The sequence below is a fragment of the Streptomyces roseolus genome (assembly GCF_014649855.1).
Taxonomy (GTDB): Bacteria; Actinomycetota; Actinomycetes; order Streptomycetales; family Streptomycetaceae; genus Streptomyces; species Streptomyces roseolus.
The window spans coordinates 98,043-118,620 of record NZ_BMTV01000019.1 but is presented as its reverse complement, the minus strand read 5'-3'; the positions used below and the strand labels follow the sequence as shown (position 1 = coordinate 118,620).

Here is a 20,578-nt window from a genome sequence, read left to right as displayed (position 1 = left end):
GGACCCTGAGTGAGGACACGCCGCCATGCCCGGCCGCACCCCCGTGGTCTCCCGGACCACCGCAGTCTTCGCGTACGGAGCGGCCGCCGGCCTCGCCGTCGACCTGGTCCTCGGCGATCCCCGCCGCGGCCACCCCGTGGCCGCCTTCGGGCGGGCCGCCGCCGCCGTCGAGAAGCGCCTCTGGCGCGACCACCGGGGCCGGGGCGCCCTGCACACCGCCGTCTGCGCGGGCGGTGCCGTCGCCGCCGGGGCGCTGGCCGCCCGGGCGGTCCGGGGCAGCCGGACCGGCTCCGCCGCGCTGACCGCCGCCGCCGTGTGGGCCGTCGTCGGCGGCACGACCCTCGGCCGGGAGGCCCGGGCCATCGGCGGCGCGCTCGCCGCCGGCGACCTGGAGGTCGCCCGGGAGCGGATGCCGCACCTCGTCGGACGCGACCCGCAGGCCCTGGACGGGCCGGCGATGGCCCGCGCGGTCGTCGAGTCCGTCGCCGAGAACACCTCCGACGCCGTCGTCGGCGCCCTCGTCTGGGGCGCGGTCGCGGGCGTGCCCGGGCTGCTCGGCTTCCGGGCCGTGAACACGCTGGACGCCATGGTCGGCCACCGGTCGCCCCGGTACCGCCGCTACGGCTGGGCCTCCGCCCGCCTCGACGACCTGGCCGGCTGGCCCGGCGCCCGGCTCACCGCCGCGCTCGCGGTCCTCGCGGGCGGCGACCGGCACGGAGCCGTACGGGCCTGGCGGGCGGACGCCGGAAAGCACCCGAGCCCCAACGCCGGACCCGTCGAGGCGGCGTTCGCGGGCGCCCTCGGGGTACGGCTCGGGGGGACGCTCTCGTACGGCGGGCGGGTCGAGCACCGGCCCGTGCTCAACGGGGAGGGGCGGCCCGTGGAGGTCGCCGACGTCGACCGGGCCGTCCGGCTCTCCCGCCGGGTGACCTGGCTGACCCTGGCCGCCTGCGTGGGCGGCCGGATCCTGACCGACACGGTGAAGCGGAGGACGAAGTGAGGGGTGGGGGGCTGCTCGTCGCCGGGACGACCTCCGACGCGGGCAAGAGCGTCGTCACGGCCGGCATCTGCCGGTGGCTGGTCCGGCAGGGCGTCAAGGTCGCGCCGTTCAAGGGGCAGAACATGTCCCTCAACTCCTTCGTGACCCGGGAGGGCGCCGAGATCGGCCGCGCGCAGGCCATGCAGGCGCAGGCCGCCCGCGTCGAGCCGACCGCGCTGATGAACCCGGTGCTGCTCAAGCCGGGCGGCGACCGGTCCAGCCAGGTCGTGCTCATGGGCAAGCCGGTCGGCGAGATGAGCGCCCGCGGCTACCACGGCGGACGGCAGCGGACCCTCTTCGAGCCGGTCCTCGCCTGCCTGGAGGAGCTGCGGGCCACGCACGACGCGGTGATCTGCGAGGGGGCCGGCAGTCCGGCCGAGATCAACCTGCGGCGGACCGACATCGTCAACATGGGCATCGCACGGGCCGCGCGGTTGCCCGTCGTCGTCGTCGGCGACATCGACCGGGGCGGGGTCTTCGCCCAGTTCTTCGGCACGACGGCGCTGCTCGCGCCCGAGGACCAGGAGCTGATCGCCGGATACCTGGTGAACAAGTTCCGCGGCGACGTGACGCTCCTGGAGCCGGGCCTGGACATGCTGCACGGGCTCACCGGGCGCCGGACCTTCGGCGTGCTGCCGTACGCGCACGGCCTCGGGATCGACGAGGAGGACGGGCTCCGGGTCTCGCTGCGCGGCACCGTCCGCGAGTCCGTGGTCGCGCCGCCGGTCGGCGCCGACGTGCTGCGGGTCGCGGTCTGCGCCGTCCCGCTGATGTCGAACTTCACCGACGTGGACGCGCTCGCCGCCGAGCCGGGCGTGATCGTGCGGTTCGTGGACCGGCCGGAGGAGCTGGCCGACGCGGACCTCGTGGTCGTGCCGGGCACCCGGGGGACGGTCAAGGCGCTGGCGTGGCTGCGCGAGCGGGGCCTCGCCGACGCGCTCGCCCGGCGGGCCGCCGAGGGCCGGCCGGTGCTCGGCGTCTGCGGCGGCTTCCAGGCGCTCGGCGAGCACATCGAGGACGAGGTCGAGTCGCGGGCGGGCGCCGTCGAGGGCCTGGGGCTGCTGCCCGTGCGCGTCCGGTTCGCGCGCGAGAAGACCCTCGCGCGGCCGGTCGGCGAGGCGCTCGGCGAGCGGGTCGAGGGGTACGAGATCCACCACGGCGTCGCGGAGGTGCTCGGCGGCGAACCGTTCCTCGACGGCTGCCGGGTCGGCGCCGTCTGGGGCACCCACTGGCACGGCTCCCTGGAGAGCGACGGCTTCCGCCGGGCGTTCCTCCGCGAGGTCGCGGCGGCGGCCGGCCGGGCCTTCGTGCCCGCGCCCGACACGTCGTTCGGCGCGCTGCGGGAGGAGCAGCTCGACCGGCTCGGCGACCTGATCGAGGAGCACGCCGACACGGACGCGCTGCTGCGGCTCATCGAGGAGGGCGCTCCGAAGGACCTGCCGTTCGTGCCGCCGGGCGCGCCGTGAGGGGGGCGGGGGCCGGAGCTGCCGCGCGGGCTCGCCGCGCGGGGACCGTGCCCGGTCTCCGGCCGGGCTGGGGCTCCCACCCTCCCCCGGAGCTTCGCCCGGGGGGACCCCCGCCTCGCTCCGCTCGCCCGTGCGGCCGGGACGGTCGGCCCCGGGTGGCCCTGGTGGGCGGCCGCCCGCCGTCGGCGGCTGCCGGGTGCACGGCGACCGGGCCGCGCGCCGCGGGCGCCGCACGGGTGGCCGCCCCGGCGCGCCGCGCCACCGGGCGGCCTCCGGCTCGGCCGCACCGGGCCTCCGGGCGGCGTTCGGTGGGGCCGGCCCGGGTGCCCGGGGCACCAGGGCCGGCGTGCCTCGGCGCGGGGGTTGAGCACGACGAAGTCGCATCCATGTCTTTCCGAGGAGTGATCGCTCGATGAGCACCCGCTTTCCTTTCACCGCCGTCGTCGGCATGGACGACCTGCGGCTCGCGCTGCTGCTCAACGCCGTGTCGCCGGCGGTGGGCGGTGTGCTCGTGCGGGGGGAGAAGGGGACCGCCAAGTCGACCGCCGTGCGGGCGCTCGCCACGCTGCTGCCCGAGGTGGCCGTCGTCGCCGGGTGCCGGTTCAGCTGCGACCCCGGCTCGCCCGATCCGGGGTGCCCGGACGGGCCGCACCCGGACGGGGGCTCGGACGCGCGTCCCGCGCGGATGGTGGAGCTGCCCGTCGGGGCGTCCGAGGACCGGCTCGTCGGGGCGCTCGACATCGAGAAGGCGCTCGCCGAGGGCGTGAAGGCGTTCGAGCCGGGGCTGCTCGCCGCCGCGCACCGGGGCATCCTCTACGTCGACGAGGTCAACCTCCTGTCCGACCACCTGATCGACCATCTCCTCGACGCCGCCGCCATGGGCGCCTCGCACGTCGAGCGGGAGGGCGTCTCCGTGCGGCACGCCGCGCGGTTCCTGCTCGTCGGGACCATGAACCCCGAGGAGGGCGAGCTGCGGCCGCAGCTGCTCGACCGGTTCGGGCTGACCGTGGAGGTGGCCGCCTCGCGCGATCCGCAGGAGCGGGTCGAGGTGGTGCGGCGACGGCTCGCGTTCGAGGACGACCCCGTGGGGTTCGCCGCCCGGTGGGCCGGCGAGGAGGCCGCGCTGCGGGAGCGGATCGTCGCCGCGCGCGAGCTGCTGCCGAAGGTCGTGCTCGGGGACGCCGCGCTGCTCCAGATCGCCGCCACCTGCGCCGCGTTCGAGGTCGACGGCATGCGCGCCGACATCGTGATGGCCCGGACCGCGACCGCGCTCGCCGCGTGGGCGGGACGGGACGAGGTGACGAGCGAGGACGTGCGGCAGGCCGCGCTGCTCGCCCTGCCCCACCGGCGGCGGCGCAACCCCTTCGACGCGCCCGGGCTCGACGAGGACCGGCTCGACGAGACCCTGGAGCAGTTCAAGGGGGACGAGAACGACGACGAGCCCGACCCGGACCCGGGCCCGGACGGGCCGGGGGACGGCGGGCCCGACGGAGGCGGCGGGGTGCCGCCCCAGGCCGGTGACGGGGGCGCGCCCGAGGCCGGCGACGTCCCGGAGGAGGCCCCCTCCCCCTCGCGGGCGCCCGCTCCACAGGGGAGCGGCGGCGAGCGGGCCGCCGTGAAGGCCGCCGAGCCGTTCCGCACGCGGATGCTCTCCGTGCCCGGCGTCGGCGACGGGGCCGCCGGCCGGCGGTCCCGGGCGCGGACCGAGCACGGGCGGACCACAGGCGCCACCCGGCCCCGGGGCGCGCTGACCAAGCTGCACCTGGCCGCGACCGTCCGGGCCGCCGCCCCGCACCAGCGGGCGCGCGGGCGGTCCGGCGCGGGGCTCGTGCTGCGCCGGGACGACCTGCGGCAGGCGGTGCGGGAGGGGCGCGAGGGGAACCTCGTGCTGTTCGTCGTGGACGCCTCCGGGTCGATGGCGGCGCGCACGCGCATGGGCGCCGTCAAGGGCGCCGTGCTGTCGCTGCTGCTCGACGCGTACCAGCGGCGCGACAAGGTGGGCCTGGTGACCTTCCGGGGGCGCGGCGCCGAGCTCGCGCTGCCCCCGACGTCCTCCGTGGACGCGGCCGCCGCCCGCCTGGAGGAGCTGCCGACCGGAGGCCGTACGCCGCTCTCCGCCGGGCTGCTGAGGGCCCATGACGTGCTGCGGGTCGAGCGGCTGCGGGACCCCTCGCGCCGGCCGCTGCTCGTCGTCGTCACCGACGGGCGGGCGACCGGCGGCGGGCCCGACCCGGTGGGCCTCGCCGCGCGGGCCGCGCGGCTGCACGCCGCCGACGGCACCGCCGCCGTGGTCGTGGACTGCGAGGCGGGCCCGGTGCGGCTCGGCCTCGCCGGGAACCTCGCCCGTGATCTGGGCGGCACCGCCGTCACCCTCGACGAGCTGCGCGCCGACGCGATCGCCGGGCTCGTACGGGAAGCACAAGTCAACCGCTCTGTCAGGAGGGCCGCTTAATGCCGCAGGGACAGCCGACCGTCGTGCCCGACGACGGCCTCACGACCCGTCAGCGCCGCAACCGGGCACTGGTGATGGTGCACACCGGCGTCGGCAAGGGGAAGTCGACGGCCGCCTTCGGGATGGCGCTGCGCGCCTGGAACCAGGGCTGGCCGATCGGGGTGTTCCAGTTCGTGAAGTCCGCCAAGTGGAAGGTCGGCGAGGAGAACGCCCTCAAGGCGCTCGGCGAGACCGGCAAGGGCGGGACGGTCACCTGGAACAAGATGGGCGAGGGCTGGTCCTGGATCCAGCGCGAGGTCGCCGAGGGCGAGCAGTCCCACGAGGACAAGGCGCGCGAGGGCTGGGAGCAGGTCAAGCGGGATCTGGCGGAGGAGCGGTACAAGTTCTACGTCCTCGACGAGTTCGCGTACCTGCTCCACTGGGGCTGGATCGACGTGAAGGAGGTCGTGGAGGTGCTGCGGGACCGCCCCGGGCAGCAGCACGTCGTCATCACCGGGCGCAACGCGCCGCAGGAGCTGGTGGACTTCGCCGACCTCGTCACCGACATGTCCAAGGTGAAGCACCCGATGGACGCCGGCCAGAAGGGCCAGCGGGGCATCGAGTGGTAGCGCGTCTCGTCATCGCGGCCCCCTCGTCGGGCGCCGGCAAGACCACGGTGGCGACCGGTCTGATGGCCGCGTTCGCCTCCCGTGGGCTCGCCGTCTCCCCGCACAAGGTGGGGCCCGACTACATCGACCCGGGCTACCACGCGCTCGCCACCGGCCGTCCGGGCCGCAACCTCGACGCGTACATGTGCGGGACGGAGCTGATCGCGCCGCTCTTCGCGCACGGCTCGCGCGGCTGCGACCTGGCCGTGGTCGAGGGCGTGATGGGGCTGTACGACGGTGCCGCCGGCCAGGGCGAGCTCGCCTCCACCGCGCAGGTCGCCAAGCTGCTGCGGGCACCGGTGGTGCTCGTCGTGGACGCCTCCTCGCAGTCGCGGTCGGTGGCGGCTCTCGTGCACGGCTTCGCGTCCTGGGACCCGGAGGTGCGGCTCGGCGGAGTGATCCTCAACAAGGTCGCCAGCGACCGGCACGAGACGCTGCTCCGGGAGGCCCTGGAGGAGTCGGGCGTGCCGGTCCTCGGCGTGCTGCGGCGGGCCCCCGCCGTCGCCACGCCCTCGCGGCACCTCGGCCTGATCCCGGTCGCCGAGCGGCAGGCACAGGCGGTGGAGGCGGTGGCCGCGCAGGCGGAGCAGGTGCTCGCCGGCTGCGACCTGGAGGGGCTGCTCGCGCTCGCCCGGTCGGCGCCGCCGCTGACCGCGGCGGAGTGGAGCCCGTCCGCGGTGGCTCCCCCGGCGGGGGGCCGGCCGGTCGTCGCGGTCGCCGGCGGCGCCGCGTTCACGTTCTCGTACGCGGAGAACGCGGAGCTGCTCACCGCCGCCGGCGCCGAGGTCGTGACCTTCGACCCGCTGCGGGACGAGGTCCTCCCGGAGGGCACCCGCGGGCTCGTCGTCGGCGGCGGGTTCCCCGAGATGTACGCGGCGGAACTGGCCGCCAACGAGCCGCTGCGGAAGGCCGTGGCGGAGCTCGCCGCGTCGGGGGCGCCGGTCGCCGCCGAGTGCGCGGGGCTGCTGTACCTGGCGCGGTCGCTCGACGGGACGCCGATGTGCGGGGTCCTCGACGCGGACGCGCGGATGTCGGAGCGGCTGACGCTCGGGTACCGGGACGCGGTGGCCGTCGGCGACAGCGTGCTCGCGGCCGCCGGGACCCGGGTGCGGGGGCACGAGTTCCACCGGACCGTCATCGAGCCGGGCGCGGGCGCGTCCGCGGCCTGGGGGCTGCGGCAGCCGGAGCCCCGCGTGGAGGGCTTCGTGCGGGGCGGGGTGCACGCGAGCTACGTGCACACCCACTGGGCCGGGGCCCCCGGGATCGCCGCGCGGTTCGTCGGGCACTGCGCGTGAGTTCAGCCGCCGGAGAGGCCCACCACGAGCCAGATGAAGCCGACGCCCGCGACCGTGCAGAGCAGGGTGGTGCGGGCGGGGTGCGCGTGGTGGGCCTCGGGCAGGATCTCGGCGGCGGCGAGGTAGAGCAGGGCGCCGCCGAAGAAGCCGAGATAGCTGCCGAGGAGTTCCTCCGGAAGAGTGAGGAGCGTGGCGAGGGCGGCGCCCGCGATCGGGGCGAGCGCGTCGGCGAAGAGCATCGCGAGGGCCTTCCGGCGCTCGTTCCCGTACACGCTGGTGAGCGTGTAGGTGTTGAAGCCGTCGGCGAAGTCGTGGGTGACGACGGCCAGCGCGACGGTGGCTCCCATGCCGCCGCCGACCTGGAAGGCGGCGCCGAGCGCGATGCCGTCCATGAGGCTGTGCAGCACCATGGCGCCGGCCGCCACGAGCCCGACCTGCGGGGTCCGTTCCCCCGCCTTCTCGCCGGGCCCCCGCCCCGGTTTCTCGCCCGTGTCGGCGCCGTGGGAGGCCCGGCGGGTGGCGAGGAGGCGCTCCACCACGTGGGCGAAGAGGAAGCCGCCGACGAAGAGCAGCAGGGCCTGGGGGACGCCGAAGACCTCCTCCCCGGCGGCCTCCAGGGCCTCGGGCAGCAGGTCGAGCCCGACGACGCCGAGCATGAGTCCGCCCGCGAGGCCGAGGACGAGGTGCCGGCGGTCGGTGACGCGCTGCGCGACCCAGCCGCCGAAGAGCGTCATCAGGAACGCGCCGAGCGCGACGAGCACAGCCATGGCCCCTTGGTAGCGGATGGGGGGCCCGTTCTGCACATCGGCGTCGGCGTCCGCTCGGGCGCGACGGAGGCGGAGGTCCTGGCGCTGGTCCGGGAGGCGCTCGCGGAGGCGGGGCTCGGGGAGGCGGGGGCGTACGCGCGCGTGGTCGCGGACCCGGAGGCGGGGGCGTACGCGCGCGTGGCCGGGTTCGCGACCGTGGAGGTCCGGGTGGGGGCGCCGGGGATCGTGGGGGCGGCCGCGCGGCTCGGGGTGCCGGTGACGGGCTACCCGGCGGAAGAGCTGGCGGGGGTGGCCGTGCCGCATCCCTCGGAGGTGCCGCTGGCGGCGACGGGGACGGCTTCGGTGGCGGAGGCGGCGGCGCTGCGGGCGGCGGGACCGGGGGCGGAACTGCTGGTACCGAAGCGGAAATCACGCCGTGTGACCTGCGCAATCGCGACGAATGTCCGCTTTTGGCCGAACGAAGTGACGTCCGTCGCACGGTTGTTGCCCTTGACGTGCGGGTACATCGCTGGCGAGCCTGGCACACCCCACATCCCCACCCCCCACACGACGGCGGACATGGACACCCACACGGACGGCCCCCACACGGGCACCCACGCCCACGACCTGCGCCATCACGGCGACGCCGAGGTACGCGACGAGAAACTCGTCGACCTCGCGGTCAATGTCCGCACGGCGACCCCGCCGGAGTGGCTGCGGAAGCGGATCGCGCATTCCCTGACGGGCCTGGCGCAGTACCCCGACGGGCGGTCGGCCCGAGCGGCGGTGGCCGAGCGGCACGACCTGCCGCCGGCGCGAGTGCTGCTGACGGCGGGCGCGGCGGAGGCCTTCGTGCTGCTCGCGCGGGCGCTGCCGGTGCGCCGGCCGGTGGTGGTGCATCCCCAGTTCACCGAGCCGGAGGCGGCGCTGCGGGACGCCGGGCACGAGGTGCGCCGGGTGCTGCTGCGCGAGGAGGACGGCTTCCGGCTGGACCCGGCGGCGGTGCCGGAGGACGCGGACCTGGTGGTGATCGGCAATCCCACCAACCCGACGTCGGTGCTGCATCCGGCGGAGACGATCGCGGCGCTGGCCCGGCCGGGGCGGTACCTGGTCGTGGACGAGGCCTTCATGGACGCGGTGCCGGGCGAGCGGGAGGCACTGGCCGGGCGGACGGACCTGCCGGGCCTGGTGGTGCTGCGGAGCCTGACGAAGACCTGGGGCCTCGCCGGGCTGCGGATCGGGTACGCGCTCGCGGAGCCGGAGACGGTGGCGCTCCTGGAGCGGGCGCAGCCGCTGTGGCCGGTGTCGACGCCGGCGCTCGTGGCGGCGGAGGCCTGCATGTCGCGGGCGGCGCTGGCGGAGGCGGAGCACGCGGCGCACCGGATCGGGACGGAGCGGGCGCACCTGCTCGCGGGGCTCGCGGAGTTCGACGAGGTGCGGACGGTGGCGGCGGCCGAGGGGCCGTTCGTGCTGATCCGGATCGAGGGCGCGGACGCGGTGCGGGAGCGGCTGCGGCTGCTCGGGTTCGCGGCGCGGCGCGGGGACACGTTCCCGGGGCTCGACCGGAACTGGCTGCGGCTCGCGGTCCGGGACCGGGCGACGACGAATCGTTTCCTCCAGGCTCTGGACCAGGCCCTCCTGCTGGCGGGCTGAGCCCCCGGAGCCCTGCCGGCCGGTGGCGCGCCCGGAGCCGTGGCACCGTCGGCGCGCCCGGAGCCGTACGGCCGTGTGAGGCGGCCCGGGGCGGGCGGTGGCGTCGTGCCGTCCGCCCGCCCCGGGCCGGTTCCCCCTGCGTCCCCCGACGCGTCTCCCCCCTCGGGCGGTCAGCTCCGGGCGCGGGCGCGGAAGCGGGTCAGGGCGAGGGCGCCGCCGCCGGCGAGGACGAGGGCGAGGGCGCCGCCCGCGATGTACGGGGTGGCGGAGCTGCCGCCGGTCTCGGCGAGGTTCTGCGTCGGGACGGAGCCGCCGCTGTTCGTCTTGGTCCCGCCGTCGTCCTTCGACTCGGTGGGCTGCGGCGAGGGCTCCTCGGACGGCTGTCCGGTCGGCTCCCGGGTGGGCTCGGCCGTCGGCTCCTCCGTGGGCTCCGGGGTCGGCTTCTCGGTGGGCTTCCCGGTCGGGGCCGGGGCGTCGGGGGTCTCGCAGGTGGCTTCGGCGAGGGTGACCGTGCCCTTGACCTTGGCGACGCCGAGGTTGAGCGGGTTGACCTCCACGTCGAGCTCCAGGGCGGTGGCGGCCGCGGTGCGCGAGGTGGTGCTGGTGCGGGAGAGGTCGAGGGTGATCCGGCCGACGGCGGGCACGTCGAGCTCGGTGCGGCCGCCGGCGGTGAGCGTGATCTTCTTTCCGAGGGCGCGGACGTGTCCGAGGACGTTGGACTCGGCGACCGGCTTCTTCCCGGTCTCGCAGACCGCCTTGGAGGTGACCTTCTCGACCTCGACGATCGCGAGGGAGGGCAGGCCGGGCACGTGGACGCGGGCCTTGGCGAGGTTGACGTACCCCTCGGCCTTGCGCTCGTCCACGGTGGCGGTGGCGGTGGCGACGTCGGCGGTGAGGATGTCGACGGGCTCGCCGCCCTCCGCACCCCGCACCTTCACGCTGAGCGCGGTCTCGTTCTCGCTCTCGGGTGCCTTGACCTCGTTGAGCGAGGCGCGGACCGGGACCTTCACGGTCTCGCCGAGGAGGGAGACGTCGAGCCCGGTGCGGAGCACGGCGGCGGTGGCGCGGCCCTCGCGGCGCTCTCCGTCCGTCGCCTGTGCGACGGGGGCCGCGAGGAGGACGGGTCCCGCGGCCAGGGCGGCGACGGTCGCGGCGGCCGCGGTGCGGCGGACGGGCGCACGGAAGGTGTTGCTGTTCAAGGTGGTGGAACCCCCACGAAAAGGCATGGCGTCGCCGGCCGCTCGCCACGGGGACGGTGGCTTCGCGCGGCTGCGGCGACTGGGACACCGGAATCTTTACGCACGGAGAGTGAACCCACAGTCGCCTGACGTGAGTTCACTCCAAAGGGGGGTTTCCGTGTTCATTTTCGAATTTTTTCGACACAACCATTCCCAGGAGCCCCCTGCGTCGCGCAAGAAAACGATCCGCGCCCCGGCGGGGTCACGGAACGTCAACGTCGCGCCGGAGCGGGACGGTTCAGCTGGGGCGCCAGTAGCCGAGCGCGTGGACGCGCTCCTTGGGCAGGGCGAGCTCCTTGCGGACGTACCCGGAGAGGGCGCGGGTGGTGGCGGTGTCGCAGGCGATCCACACGTACGCCTCCGGCCCCGCCAGCGCGGGCAGTTCGGCCCTGACCCGCTCGACGAGGGCGGCGCCGGAGCGCTGCCGGGGGATCCGGCGCAGCTCGTGGCGGGCCGGGTCGACGCGGAAGGGCAGCTCCTCGTCGGAGGCGTGCCGGGTCTCGAACCAGATGGTGGCCGGGACGTCCGGGTGGGCGTCGAGCAGCGAGTTGACGGCCGGCAGCGAGGCCGGGTCGCCGATGACGAGGAACCGCCCGGGGCGGGGCTCGGGGGTCTCGAAGCCGGTGCCCTGGAGGGTGGCGTCGACGGTGTCGCCGGGGGCGCAGTCGCGGGCCCAGTGGCTGGCGGGGCCGTCGTGGAGGGCGAACTCCAGGCTGAAGGTGCCGGCCTCCGGGTCGGGGTCGACCAGGGTGTAGGCGCGCTGGTGCGGTTTGCCGGCGTTCGCGAACCAGATCCGGACCCACATCGTGGGGTGCGTCCCGGCGGCGGCGAGCAGCCCCCCGTCCGAGAAGTGGACCCGCCGGTAGTCCTCGGTGACCTGCTCGGCCCCCGTGACGGTGAACGTGAAGTCCTTGGCGCCCATCAGCTTCAGGACGGCGCCCTGCCACCCGTGACCCACCGCGCACTCCTCCCCCGGACCCATGGGTTACCTTGGGTCGACGATCAATTTAGGCCAGCCTAACCTAAGGCGCCTGGAAGCACACGGACGGGATCGACAAGGGTGAGCATCGAGGTCTACCGGGACGCGTACGGCGTCCCCCATCTGCGCGCGGCGGACCCGGAGGAACTGGCCTTCGCGCAGGGCCGGGTGACCGCCCTGGACCGGGCCTGGCAGCTGGAGGTCGAGCGCCACCGGGCCCGGGGCACCAGCGCCGCCTTCCTCGGCGCCGCCGAGGCCGGCTGGGACGCCTTCGTCCGCCGGGCCCGGCTCGCCGACACCGCGCGCCACTGCCTGGCGCGCCTGGAGGAGAACGACCCGGAGACCGCGGACTGGGTGCGGGCGTACGCGGAGGGGGTCGACGACGGCCTCGCCGAAGGGGCCCGCCGCGCCCCCGAGTTCGCCGCCACCGGGCTCCTCCCCGGCCGCTGGGAGGCGTGGACGCCGCTGGCCGTCTGGCTCTCCACCCACATCCTCTTCGCGGGCTTCCCGACGAAGCTGTGGCGCGAGCAGGTCGCGACCGGCCTCGGCGAGGAGTGGACCGAGCTGTTCGCCGCCGACGGACCGGCCACGGCCGGGTCCAACGGCTGGCTGGTGGCCGGGGAGCGGACCGCGAGCGGCGCCGCCCTGGTGGCCGGCGACCCGCACCGCTTCATCGAGGCGCCCGGCGTCTACCAGCAGATCCGGCTCGCCTGCCCCGCGTACGACGTCGTCGGCCTCGCCGTGCCCGGCGTCCCCGGACTCGCCCACTTCGGGCACGCCGGCCCGGTCGCCTGGGCCATCACCAACGCGATGGCCGACTACCAGGACCTCTACCGGGAGCGGCTGCGGCGCACCGGGGACGGCGGCGTGGAGGCGTACGGCCCCGAGGGCTGGCGCCCGGCCGCCGCGCACACCGAGACGGTCGAGGTCGCCGGCGGCGAGCCGGTGCTCGTCGAGGTGGTCGAGACCGCGCGCGGCCCGGTGATCACCGGCGAGGAGCCGGACGGGACCGGCGCCGAGTGGGAGGGGCTGAGCCTGCGGTACGTGCCCCGGGTCACCGGCCGGCTGGGCTTCGAGGCCCTGCCGCGCCTGCTCGCCGCCCGTACCGTCGCCGACGTCGACGCGGCGCTCGACGCCTGGGTGGAGCCGGTGAACGTGGTGCTCGCGGCCGACACCGACGGCGGGCTGCTGCACCGGGTCGCCGGGCACGTCCCCGTCCGCGACCGGGCCAACTCCCTGCGGCCCGTGCCCGCCTGGGAGCCGGCGCACGCCTGGGAGCCGGAGCCCGCGCCGTTGCCCCGCGCCGACGTGACCGACGGGTACGCGGTGATGGCCAACGCCCGCGGCCTCGCCGCGCCGCTCGGCGTCGAGTTCGCGCCCGCGCACCGAGCCGACCGCATCGCCGGACTCCTCGCCGCGTCCGCCGCCTGGACTCCGGAGGCCACGACCGCCGTCCACCGCGACACCGACAACCGCGCGGCGGCCCGCCTGCTCGCCGCGGTCGGGGCGGCGGGCGACGGACCCGCCGGCGGCGACGCCCCCGGCGGACTCTCCCCCGCCGCCCGGCGGGTGCGGGAGCGGCTGCTCGCCTGGGACCGGCGGATGGACGCCGGCAGTGCCGACGCGGGGCTCTTCGCGGCCGTGCGGGGCGCGGTCGTGCGGCGGCTCGCCGCGCACGGGGTCTTCGCGGGCCTGCGTGAACCCGCCCCGTACCCGGAGGTGTTCCGGCCGTGGCTGTACCTCGGTCCGCGGGTCGGCCTCGCCCTGGAGACCCTGCTGGTGGCCGGTCCCGTCCCGGCCGCGGACGTGGCGCGGATCGTGCGGGAGGCGCTGGAGGAGGTCGCCGCGGGCGAGCCGCCGGCCGCCTGGGGGGCCACGCACCGGCTCGCGCCCTGGCAGGCGCTGCCCCACCCGGACGACGACCGGTGGCCGGAGCTCGGCGGCGACCACGACTGCGTGCTCTCCACCTCCAGCGTCCCCGGCTACACCGACCGCAGCGCCCGGGCGTCGGCCGCCCGCTACGTGTGGGACCTCGCCGACCGCGAACGCAGCGGCTGGATCGTGCCGTTCGGCGCCTCCGGCGTCGCGGGCGACCCGCACCACGAAGACCAACTCCCCCTGTGGCTGCGGGGCGAGCTCGCCCCCGTCACCACCGACTGGAACCGCCTCACCAAGGAGCAGGGATGACCACCCCCGTCTACGTCCACACCGTCGAGGGCCTCGGCACCGTCGCCGTCCGACCGATCGTCCCGGACGCGGACGCCCCGCTCATCCACGCCTGGGTCAACGAGGAGCGGGCCTCCTTCTGGGGCATGAACGGCACCACCGTCGAGCAGGTCAGGGACGTCTACGCCCATCTGGACTCGCTCACCACCCACCACGGGTTCCTCGTGGAGCTCGACGGCGAGCCCGTCTCGATCTTCCAGACGTACGAGCCCGCGGCCGACCGGGTCGGCGAGTGCTACGAGGTCGAGGAGGGCGACATCGGCTGCCACCTCTTCCTCGCCCCGAGCACCGCCCCGTCCCCCGGCTTCACCGCCGGACTGCTCTCCGCGCTCGTCGCCTTCTGCCACCGCGACCACACCCGGATCGTGGTGGAGCCGGACGCGGCGAACGAGAAGGCCGTCGCCCGCATGGCGCGGGCCGGCTTCGAGCTCGGCCCGGAGGTGGTCCTCCCCGAGGTCGACCTGCCGGAGGTCTTCATCCCGGAGAAGAGGGCCCGGCTGGCCTTCCTCCGCCGCCCCGCGGCCTGAGCCGGGGCCGGGCCTGCCCGATCGGGCGGACACGGCCCCTGTCCGGCGGACCGGGGCCGGGCCCTAGGCGATGATCCGGCCGTCGATCACGACCCGGCGCGGTGCCGCGAGGACGCGGACGTCCGCGCGCGGGTCCTGGTCGTAGACGACGAGGTCGGCGGGGGCGCCCTCCTCCAGGGCTGGGCGGCCCAGCCAGGCCCTGGCCCCCCAGGTGGTGGCGGAGAGCGCGTCGAGGGCCGGGATGCCGGCCTTCGTCAGCTCCTCGACCTCCTCGGCCACCAGGCCGTGGGCGAGGGAGCCGCCCGCGTCGGTGCCGACGAAGACCGGGATCCCGGCGTCGAAGGCGGCGCGGACGGTGTCGTACCGGCGCTCGTGCAGCCGGCGCATGTGGGCCGACCAGCGGGGGAACTTGGCCTCGCCGCCGTCGGCGAGGTGCGGGAAGGTCGCGATGTTGATCAGGGTCGGCACGATGGCCACCCCGCGCTCGGCGAAGAGCGGGATCGTCTCCTCGGTCAGGCCCGTGGCGTGCTCGACGCAGTCGATGCCCGCCTCGACGAGGTCGCGCAGCGAGTCCTCGGCGAAGCAGTGCGCGGTGACCCGGGCGCCGAGCCGGTGCGCCTCGGCGATGGCCGCCTCGACCTCGGCGCGCGGCCAGGACGGGGCGAGGTCGCCGACCTCTCGGTCGATCCAGTCGCCGACCAGCTTGACCCAGCCGTCGCCGCGCCGGGCCTCCCGGCCCACGTACTCCACCAGGTCGGCGGGCTCGATCTCATGGGCGTAGTTGCGGATGTAGCGGCGGCTGCGGGCGATGTGCCGGCCCGCCCGGATGATCTTCGGCAGGTCCTCCCGCTCGTCGATCCAGCGGGTGTCGGAGGGGGAGCCGGCGTCCCGGATGAGCAGGGTGCCGGCGTCCCGGTCTGCGAGCGCCTGCTTCTCGGCGGTGGCCTCGTCGACGGGGCCGTGCCGGTCGAGCCCGACGTGGCAGTGCGCGTCGACGAGCCCGGGCAGCGCCCACCCCCGGACGACGACGGCCTCGCCGGCGGGCCGCTCGAAGGTGATCCGCCCGTCCACGCACCAGAGTTCGTCCCGCACGTCCTGCGGGCCGACGAGCACCCGCCCCTTCACGTGCACCACCTCGTGATCGCTCATGGCTGCACTGTACGGCCGCGGGGTGCGGGGGCACCGGGGAACGGTGGGCGTACGCTGGCCACCGGCCGTACCACCGACCCCGAGAAGGCACCACCGTGACCGTGACACATCCGCTGCTCGACCTGGCCCCGATGACCGCCGCGCACTTCGCGTCGATCGAGCGGCGGGTCGCCGCGCTGCTCTCCACCGAGCAGGACGTGGTGATCGCCCAGGGCGAGGCGCTGCTGCCCCTGGAGGGGTGCATCCGCAGCGGGGCGCGGGCCGGTTCGACCGCGCTGAACGTGGTCACCGGTCCGTACGGCCAGACCTTCGGGAACTGGCTGCGCGACTGCGGGGCGACCGTGGTCGACCTGGCCGTGCCCTTCCACACGGCGGTCACCGCCGAGCAGGTGGAGCGGGCGCTCGCCGAGCACCCGGAGATCGACTTCGTCTCGCTGGTGCACGCGGAGGCCGCCACCGGCAACACCAACCCGGTCGCGGAGATCGGCGAGGTCGTGCGCGCCCACGGCGCGCTGTTCTACCTGGACGCGGTGGCGTCGATCGGCGCCGAGCCGGTGCTGCCGGACGCCTGGGGCGTCGACATGTGCATCATCGGCGCGCAGAAGGCGATGGGCGGCCCGGCGGGCGTCTCGGCGGTGTCGGTGAGCGAGCGGGCCTGGGAGCGCTTCGCCGCCAACCCGGCCGCCCCGCGCCGCTCGTACCTCTCCCTCCTGGACTGGAAGGAGCGCTGGATCGACGGCGGCCGCAAGGCGCTGCTCCACGCCCCGGCGCAGCTGGAGATGCTGGCCCTGGAGGCGTGCGTGGAGCGGATCGAGGCGGAGGGCCTGGACGCCCTGATGGCCCGGCACGCCTCGGCCGCCGCGGCGACCCGCGCGGGCGCCCTGGCGCTGGGCGGCGGCCTGGAGCCGTACGTGTACGAGGCGAAGGACGCGGCACCGGTGGCGACGACGCTGCGGGTCCCGGCCGGGCTCGACGCCTCCGAGCTGGTGGCGAAGGCGTTGTCCGCCGACCCGTCGCTGCCCGTCATCGCGGGCGGCGGGGCGCTGGCGAAGGAGATGGTGCGGGTGAACCACTACGGGCCCGACGCGACGCCGAACGCGGTGCAGTCCTCGCTGGCGGCGCTCGGCGCGGTGCTCGGCGAGGCGGGCCTGACGGTGGACCTGGAGGGCGCGCGCCGGGCGGTCACCGCGGCCTGGTAGTGCGGCGCCCCGCGTGCGGAGGGGCGGGGTCCGGGGTGTCCGGGTCCCGCCCCTCCGGCGTGTGCGCTCAGAGGGCGGGGTAGTCGATGTAGCCCTGGGGACCGCCGGCGTACATGGTGGCGGGGTCCGGGGTGGCGTAGGGGCCGTCGGCCTTCAGGCGGGCGGGCAGGTCGGGGTTGGCGATGAAGAGCCGGCCGTAGGCGACGAGGTCGGCGGTGCCGTCCTCGACCAGGGCGAGGGACTCGGCGCCGGTCGGGTCGGCGCCGGTGGCCGGATTGAGGATGAAGGTGCCGGCGAAGCGCTTGCGCAGGTCGAGGACGAGCGGGCGGCGCTCCGGGGCGGTCTCCAGGACGTGGAGGTAGGCGATGCCGACGGGCTCGATCGCGTCGATCAGCGCCGGGTAGATCTCCTCGGTGTCGGTCTCGGCGATGTCGTTGAGGGTGTTGGCCGGGGAGATGCGCAGGCCGGTGCGCTCGGGGCCGATCTCGGCGGCGACGGCCTTGACGACCTCGACGGCGAAGCGGACGCGGTGGGCGACGGGGCCGCCCCACTCGTCGGTGCGGTGGTTGGAGCCGGAGGCGAGGAACTGCTGGATCAGGTAGCCGTTGGCGCCGTGGATCTCGACGCCGTCGAAGCCGGCCTCGACGGCGTTGCGGGCGGCGGCGGCGAAGCCGGCGACCGCCTCGCGGACCTGGTCGCCGGTGAGCTCGCGGGGGGTGACGAAGTCCTTGGGGCCCTCGTGGGTGTAGACCTGGCCCGCGGCGGCGACGGGCGAGGGGCCGACGGGGTGGAGGTCTCCGTCGAGGAGGTCGGGGTGGCCGATCCGGCCGGCGTGCATGAGCTGGGCGAAGATCCGGCCGCCGCGCCCGTGGACGGCGTCGGTGACCTCGCGCCAGGCGGCGATCTGCTCGCGGCTGTGCAGGCCGGGGGTGTTGGGGTAGCCCTGGCCTTCGGCGACCGGCTGGATGCCTTCGGTGATGATCAGGCCGGCGGAGGCGCGCTGGGCGTAGTACTCGGCGACGATCGCCGGCGGGGTGCGGTCCCGGCCGTTCGCGCGGCTGCGGGTCATCGGAGCCATGGCGATCCGGTTGGCGAGGCGGGTGCCGGCGAGGTCGACGGGGTCGAAGGCGGTGGGCATGGCGGTCTCCCGGATTAATATGTGGTCGGCCAATCATTTGGCCCGACGCCACTGTACGCATTAGTTGGCCAGCCAAGCAAATGTCGGCGCGCGGTACCCTGAGGGAGGTAGAGCCGCCCCGAGGAGCCCCTGATGACCGCAGTCGAGTCCGCCTGCACCGAGCAGCCGCCGTCCGCCGCGCGCGGCGGTCCGGTCGGCATGACCCTCGCCCGGGTCTCCCGGACGCACCGGATAGCCATGGGGCGGCGGCTGCGCGAGCTCGGCCTCTACCCGGGCCAGGAGCTGATGATGATGCGGCTGTGGGACCGCGGGCCGGCCCGCCAGTCGGAGCTGATCCAGTCGCTCGGCCTGGACCCCTCGACCGTGACCAAGATGCTCCAGCGCCTGGAGCAGTGCGGTTACGTGCGCCGCTCCCCCGACCCCGCCGACCGGCGGGCGGTGCTCGTCGAGGCGACGGAGGAGGGGCAGGCGCTCAAGGCCGGCGTCGAGAACGCCTGGTCCGACCTGGAGGCGAGCTCACTGGCCGGGCTCGACCCGGCCGAGCGGACCGAGCTGGCCCGCCTCCTCGGGATCCTCGCGGAGAACCTGCGCGCGGAGGCGGGCGACGCGGGCGACTGCCCGCCGTTGAACTGCTGAACCCCCGGGCCGCGGGGGCTTCCGGCCCGCGGAGGCCCCGGGGGTTCCAGGGCCCTCAGCCCGCGAGGACGTCCAGGGCGCGGTCGACGTCCGCCGCCGTGTTGTACAGGTGGAACGAGGCCCGCAGATTGCCGGCGCGGTCCGAGAGCACGACGCCGGCGGCCTCCAGGGCGTCCGCGCGGTGGCCGAGGCCGGGGACGGCGACGACCGTGGAGTCGTCCATGACCGGCTCGTGCCCGAGGGAGAGCAGCCCGGCGCGGAAGCGGGCGGCGAGCCCCTTGTCGTGGGCCTCGATCCGCTCGACGCCGACCTCCTCCAGGAGCGCGAGCGAGGCGGCCGCGCCGTGGTACGAGAGGAAGGCCGCGGGCTCGTCGAAGCGGCGTGCGGAGCGGGCCAGTTCGCGCACCGGGCCGTAGCTGTTGACCCACCGCTCCTCGCCGGTGACCCAGTTCGCGTGGACCGGCAGCAGGCTGTCCTGGGCCTCCTCGGTGACGGTGAGGAAGGAGGCGCCGCGCGGGCAGAGCAGGAACTTGTAGGCGCCGGCGACCGTGTAGTCCCACTCCCCCGCCCGCAGCGGCAGCCAGCCCGCGGACTGGGTGGCGTCGAGCAGGGTGCGGGCCCCGTGGGCCGCCGCGGCGGCGCGGACGGCGGCGAAGTCCACGGTCCGCCCGTCCGCCGACTGGACGGCGGAGAAGGCGACCAGCGTGGTCTCCGGGCGGACGGACTCGGCGAGCCGCTCCAGCGGCACGAAGCGGACCTTCAGGTCGCCGCGGACGGTGAAGGGCGTGATGAGCGAGGAGAAGTCGCCCTCGGGGAAGAGGATCTCGGCACCGGCGGGCATCGACTGGGCGATCATCCCGGCGTGGACGCCGACCGAGCTGCCGACCGCGACCCGCTCGGGGGCGACCGAGACGAGCCGGGCGAAGGAGGCGCGGGCCCCGTCGACGAGGTCGAAGTCGCCCGCTCCGCCCGCCCGCCCGTCGGCGGTCTCCCGGGCGAGGGCGGTGACCGCCTCGACGGTGCGGCGGGGCAGCAGGGCGCAGGCGGAGGTGTTCAGGTAGGTCCGCTTGGGGGCGAACTCGGCGCCGCCGAGCGGCTGATCGAGGGAGTCCATGCCCCTACCCTGGGCTCCCCGTGACCCCCCGTCAATGCCGTTCGATCACGGGGAAACCCCAAGTCTCGCTTATTTTCGCAGGTCAGAGCCGCGGGAACGGTCAGTCCCGCGGCGGGACCTCGCAGCCGTCCGGGCCGCAGGCCTCCGCGTCGGCGGCGCCGACCGGCTGGAGGGCACGCCCCTGCCAGGCCTGCTCCAGGGCCTGGGTGAAGACCTCGGCGGGCTGGCCGCCGGAGACGCCGTAGCGGCGGTCGAGGACGAAGAACGGCACGCCGTTGGCGCCGAGTTCGGCGGCCTCGCGCTCGTCGGCGCGGACGGCGTCGGCGTAGGCGGTCCCGTCGGCGAGGACGGCGCGCGCCTCGGCCTCGTCGAGCCCGGCCTCGACGGCGAGGGCCACCAGGGTCCCGTCGTCGAAGACGGAGCGCTCCTCGGCGAAGTTGGCCCGGTAGGCGAGGTCGAGCAGCTCGTTCTGCCGGCCGCGCTCCTTGGCGAGGTGGAGCAGCCGGTGGATGTCGAAGGTGTTGCCGTGGTCGCGGCCGTCGGCGAGGTACTCCAGGCCCTCGGAGTGGGCGTTGGAGGCGACGTGGGCCTCCATGGCGCGGGCCTCGTCGAGCGTCCGGCCGTACTTCTTCGCCAGCATCTCCAGGACGGGCCCGGTGTCGCCCTTGGCGCGGTGCGGGTCGAGCTCGAAGGACCGGTGCACGACCTCGACGTCCTCGCGGTGGGCGAAGGCCGCGAGTCCCTTCTCGAAGCGGGCCTTGCCGATGTAGCACCAGGGGCAGGCGATGTCCGACCAGATCTCGACGCGCATGGGTTTCCTTCTCCGGGGGCGGGCTGGGGTCCGTCCTCCGCAACGCCGCTCCGGCGGATTTCATTCCTTTTTCGCCCCCGATGTGAGGCGGAGCACGGGGGCCACGGCCCCGTCCCGGACGGCCGGGCCCTCGGCGCCCTTGCGGCACCGGCGCTCGGGGACGCGCTGCGGCCCGGCGGCCCTGTACGGCCGGCCGGACCCGCGGACGGTGGAGCTGTCGCGGAACCGGCCGCGGACCACGCACCCGTACGCGAACGGGGCGC

At 75.8% G+C, this 20,578-nt stretch carries 17 protein-coding genes; 10 read left to right on the top strand and 7 right to left on the bottom strand.

The features are described 5' to 3' along the window. Window positions 1-25 precede the first annotated feature (25 nt). The 5 genes from IE245_RS22660 (at window position 26) to IE245_RS22640 (ending at window position 6,899) form a co-directional block, all read left to right on the top strand. Window positions 26-1,000 (top strand): cobalamin biosynthesis protein, encoded by a 975-nt coding sequence (locus IE245_RS22660; RefSeq protein ID WP_189950461.1) that lies wholly within the window; start codon window positions 26-28, stop codon window positions 998-1,000. Continuing rightward, the gene (locus tag IE245_RS22655; RefSeq protein ID WP_189950459.1) at window positions 997-2,505 is read left to right on the top strand and encodes a cobyric acid synthase; all 1,509 of its coding nucleotides are present in this window, start codon (window positions 997-999) and stop codon (window positions 2,503-2,505) included. Before IE245_RS22660 ends, IE245_RS22655 begins: the two co-directional genes overlap by 4 nt. A gap of 412 nt (window positions 2,506-2,917) precedes the next feature. Beyond that, a complete protein-coding gene (locus tag IE245_RS22650; RefSeq protein WP_189950457.1) occupies window positions 2,918-4,957 on the top strand; it encodes a putative cobaltochelatase in 2,040 nt (679 codons plus the stop codon). Next, window positions 4,957-5,565 carry a cob(I)yrinic acid a,c-diamide adenosyltransferase gene (gene cobO / locus IE245_RS22645; RefSeq protein WP_189950455.1) on the top strand — a complete coding sequence of 203 codons (609 nt, stop codon included), beginning with the start codon at window positions 4,957-4,959 and terminating at the stop codon, window positions 5,563-5,565. Before IE245_RS22650 ends, cobO begins: the two co-directional genes overlap by 1 nt. Next, window positions 5,559-6,899: a cobyrinic acid a,c-diamide synthase CobB gene (locus tag IE245_RS22640; protein ID WP_189950453.1), complete on the top strand. Its 1,341-nt coding sequence runs from the start codon at window positions 5,559-5,561 to the stop codon at window positions 6,897-6,899. Before cobO ends, IE245_RS22640 begins: the two co-directional genes overlap by 7 nt. Before the next feature lie 2 nt (window positions 6,900-6,901). Here IE245_RS22640 and IE245_RS22635 read toward each other — a convergent pair whose 3' ends face one another. Then, window positions 6,902-7,666, bottom strand: coding sequence for a ZIP family metal transporter (locus IE245_RS22635; RefSeq protein WP_189950450.1), 765 nt, complete (start codon window positions 7,664-7,666; stop codon window positions 6,902-6,904). A gap of 36 nt (window positions 7,667-7,702) precedes the next feature. On the opposite strand from IE245_RS22635, the gene cobC reads away from it, so the two are divergent. Then, window positions 7,703-9,298, top strand: a complete 1,596-nt coding sequence (gene cobC / locus IE245_RS22630; RefSeq protein WP_189950568.1) for an Rv2231c family histidinol phosphate aminotransferase CobC — start codon at window positions 7,703-7,705, stop codon at window positions 9,296-9,298. Window positions 9,299-9,468: 170 nt separating this feature from the next. On the opposite strand, the gene IE245_RS22625 is transcribed toward cobC, so the two are convergent. Together IE245_RS22625 and IE245_RS22620 are read right to left on the bottom strand one after the other, a co-directional pair. Continuing rightward, window positions 9,469-10,497, bottom strand: a complete 1,029-nt coding sequence (locus IE245_RS22625; RefSeq protein ID WP_189950448.1) for an SCO1860 family LAETG-anchored protein — start codon at window positions 10,495-10,497, stop codon at window positions 9,469-9,471. Window positions 10,498-10,774: 277 nt separating this feature from the next. Next, window positions 10,775-11,494 (bottom strand): siderophore-interacting protein, encoded by a 720-nt coding sequence (locus IE245_RS22620; RefSeq protein ID WP_189950446.1) that lies wholly within the window; start codon window positions 11,492-11,494, stop codon window positions 10,775-10,777. A 102-nt stretch (window positions 11,495-11,596) separates the two neighbouring features. On the opposite strand from IE245_RS22620, the gene IE245_RS22615 reads away from it, so the two are divergent. Next, window positions 11,597-13,702: a penicillin acylase family protein gene (locus IE245_RS22615; protein ID WP_189950444.1), complete on the top strand. Its 2,106-nt coding sequence runs from the start codon at window positions 11,597-11,599 to the stop codon at window positions 13,700-13,702. Next, a complete protein-coding gene (locus IE245_RS22610; protein WP_189950442.1) occupies window positions 13,699-14,268 on the top strand; it encodes a GNAT family N-acetyltransferase in 570 nt (189 codons plus the stop codon). Before IE245_RS22615 ends, IE245_RS22610 begins: the two co-directional genes overlap by 4 nt. 63 nt (window positions 14,269-14,331) lie before the next feature. Here IE245_RS22610 and IE245_RS22605 read toward each other — a convergent pair whose 3' ends face one another. Beyond that, entirely contained in the window at window positions 14,332-15,417 is a 1,086-nt protein-coding gene (locus IE245_RS22605; protein WP_189950440.1) for an amidohydrolase family protein, read from the bottom strand. Window positions 15,418-15,518: 101 nt separating this feature from the next. Between IE245_RS22605 and IE245_RS22600 the strand changes: the two genes are divergently transcribed. After that, window positions 15,519-16,616 carry a pyridoxal-phosphate-dependent aminotransferase family protein gene (locus IE245_RS22600; RefSeq protein ID WP_189950566.1) on the top strand — a complete coding sequence of 366 codons (1,098 nt, stop codon included), beginning with the start codon at window positions 15,519-15,521 and terminating at the stop codon, window positions 16,614-16,616. Window positions 16,617-16,683: 67 nt separating this feature from the next. Here IE245_RS22600 and IE245_RS22595 read toward each other — a convergent pair whose 3' ends face one another. Next, window positions 16,684-17,754: an alkene reductase gene (locus IE245_RS22595; protein ID WP_189950438.1), complete on the bottom strand. Its 1,071-nt coding sequence runs from the start codon at window positions 17,752-17,754 to the stop codon at window positions 16,684-16,686. Between the two features lie 132 nt (window positions 17,755-17,886). Between IE245_RS22595 and IE245_RS22590 the strand changes: the two genes are divergently transcribed. Next, window positions 17,887-18,390: a MarR family winged helix-turn-helix transcriptional regulator gene (locus tag IE245_RS22590; protein WP_189950436.1), complete on the top strand. Its 504-nt coding sequence runs from the start codon at window positions 17,887-17,889 to the stop codon at window positions 18,388-18,390. A gap of 55 nt (window positions 18,391-18,445) precedes the next feature. Here the strand turns inward: IE245_RS22590 and IE245_RS22585 are convergent, their stop codons facing one another. Beyond that, window positions 18,446-19,504, bottom strand: a complete 1,059-nt coding sequence (locus tag IE245_RS22585) for an aminotransferase class V-fold PLP-dependent enzyme (RefSeq protein WP_189950435.1) — start codon at window positions 19,502-19,504, stop codon at window positions 18,446-18,448. A gap of 100 nt (window positions 19,505-19,604) precedes the next feature. Continuing rightward, a complete protein-coding gene (locus IE245_RS22580) occupies window positions 19,605-20,315 on the bottom strand; it encodes a DsbA family oxidoreductase (protein WP_189950433.1) in 711 nt (236 codons plus the stop codon). Window positions 20,316-20,578: the final 263 nt, after the last annotated feature.

Bases quoted from the DNA above. Each gene is read 5' to 3' on its own strand.
- IE245_RS22650 (WP_189950457.1), top strand. From the start codon at position 2,918: ATGAGCACCCGCTTTCCTTTCACCGCCGTCGTCGGCATGGACGACCTG.
- IE245_RS22595 (WP_189950438.1), bottom strand. From the start codon at position 17,754: ATGCCCACCGCCTTCGACCCCGTCGACCTCGCCGGCACCCGCCTCGCC.
- IE245_RS22590 (WP_189950436.1), top strand. From the start codon at position 17,887: ATGACCGCAGTCGAGTCCGCCTGCACCGAGCAGCCGCCGTCCGCCGCG.
- IE245_RS22610 (WP_189950442.1), top strand. From the start codon at position 13,699: ATGACCACCCCCGTCTACGTCCACACCGTCGAGGGCCTCGGCACCGTC.
- IE245_RS22660 (WP_189950461.1), top strand. From the start codon at position 26: ATGCCCGGCCGCACCCCCGTGGTCTCCCGGACCACCGCAGTCTTCGCG.
- IE245_RS22635 (WP_189950450.1), bottom strand. From the start codon at position 7,666: ATGGCTGTGCTCGTCGCGCTCGGCGCGTTCCTGATGACGCTCTTCGGC.
- cobO (WP_189950455.1), top strand. From the start codon at position 4,957: ATGCCGCAGGGACAGCCGACCGTCGTGCCCGACGACGGCCTCACGACC.
- IE245_RS22580 (WP_189950433.1), bottom strand. From the start codon at position 20,315: ATGCGCGTCGAGATCTGGTCGGACATCGCCTGCCCCTGGTGCTACATC.
- IE245_RS22605 (WP_189950440.1), bottom strand. From the start codon at position 15,417: ATGAGCGATCACGAGGTGGTGCACGTGAAGGGGCGGGTGCTCGTCGGC.
- IE245_RS22585 (WP_189950435.1), bottom strand. From the start codon at position 19,504: ATGGACTCCCTCGATCAGCCGCTCGGCGGCGCCGAGTTCGCCCCCAAG.